Here is a 1554-nt window from a genome sequence, read left to right on the forward strand (position 1 = left end):
AGCGTTATTGAGGCAACCAGTGGCGGAATAACGAGCGTCAATGCACGCCGATGTCGCTCTGCGTATCTGATTCCAATTGCAGGCAGGCGGGCCAAAGTGGCGTCTTGTGGAAGGATCCGTCCTGGAAGAGCGTGAGCCCCTCTCGTGCCTCATAGAGCAAACCGAGCCAGCACAAGCGTCGAAAGACGCCATATTGGAGATCGGATTTCAACTTCCAGGCTTCTATGGTCATCTCGGTGTCCGACAGAGGCGCCAGGTCTGGATAGAGGATCTTCACAACGTCCATTGGCGTGCATCCTTCTCTGGCCTTGATATTGAGAAGATTGAGGAACATGCGCCACCAGCGTAACCGCGCTCGGACCTCCTCTTCCCGCTCGGTGGCGTGGACATACGAATAGAGGTAATCCGTGGCGACCAGATCGAAGAAGGCTTGCGGGTTCACCAAAACTCCCGGCCGCGTTTGGTTGGCAGCAGCACGTCCTTTTTCCGGCGAAGAAGTTTCAGATGACGGGCCATGTCGCGCACGACCCAAAGCGGCGGCATGTCGCCTTCATTGAGCACCTTGTTCATGCTGTAGAGGTCTTCGGTTGTGAAGCCTGGCCAGAGGAAGTGCACAGCGGCCCAATGCACGAACTTGCGGTTCATGGCGCCGGTCGCAGTCAATCCTATGCCACCCTCACCGTCAGCATAGGCAACCGAAAGAAGCATGCCGCGAAGAAGCGGTGACAGCGCGGCGACATCGACGTGCCCCTGCAGGTTGATTTCCGGAAGCATCGTGCGGCTTTGATCCCCAACCTGCGCCATGCAAGTGCCAGCGAGTATCGAGCGGCAAAAGAACAATTGCTAGTGAGAAAGCTAAAGCCGAAGGGAGTGTCATCACCCGCCCCCGCTCCGCCCTTTCAACCCGGCCCAGCCGGTCGGATCGGGGGCTGATCGTCAGAGCCAGTGTCGCAGTTCTAAATGGCTGGCGGCGTCCCGCCCCTAATCAGCTTTGACAATGTGTGTAGCCGCAAAGTTGAAGTGTCCTGTTTCTGCAAAGTAGAAGTGTCACACTCCCCGCGTTTTGATGGCTGGGAGCTTGCGGATGGGATTGATAGCGATGAGCGAGCGTGACCTGCAGCGGATCGCGGTTTTGTCGAAGGTCGTTGACGGCCGGATGACCATGGTGTCAGCGGCGCATGTGCTTGATCTGAGCGAGCGCCAGGTACGTCGGCTGCTGGAGCGAATACGAACTGGTGGTGCGGCGTCGATCCGGCACAAGGCAATCGGCCGACCGTCGAACAATCGGATCAGCGACGGTGTTCGAGATTATGCGGTGACGTTGGTTTGCGAACGCTATGCGGATTTCGGGCCGACCTTGGCGACGGAGAAGCTTGCCGAACGCGATGGCTTGCATGTGTCACGCGAGACGTTGCGCAGCTGGATGGTCGATGCTGGACTGTGGCTGTCGCGCAAGCAGCGCCGCACGTTTCATCAGCCGCGGCTGCGGCGCGAGGCTTATGGTGAGTTGGTGCAGATCGACGGCTCCGAGCATCGCTGGTTTGAGGATCGCGG

1 protein-coding gene and 1 pseudogene are annotated in these 1554 nt (G+C 58.7%); one reads left to right on the top strand and one right to left on the bottom strand.

Annotation, left to right across the window (positions count from 1 at the left end):
• Positions 1-37: 37 nt before the first annotated feature.
• Positions 38-774 (bottom strand): annotated as a pseudogene (locus tag AB4Z52_RS36130) (hypothetical protein).
• A 310-nt stretch (positions 775-1084) separates the two neighbouring features.
• Between AB4Z52_RS36130 and AB4Z52_RS36135 the strand changes: the two are divergent.
• A partial coding sequence (locus tag AB4Z52_RS36135) for a helix-turn-helix domain-containing protein (protein WP_442222600.1) occupies positions 1085-1554 on the top strand: 470 nt, incomplete at its 3' end.

The sequence above is a fragment of the Rhizobium sp. 2YAF20 genome (assembly GCF_052114685.1).
GTDB lineage: Bacteria > Pseudomonadota > Alphaproteobacteria > Rhizobiales > Rhizobiaceae > Rhizobium.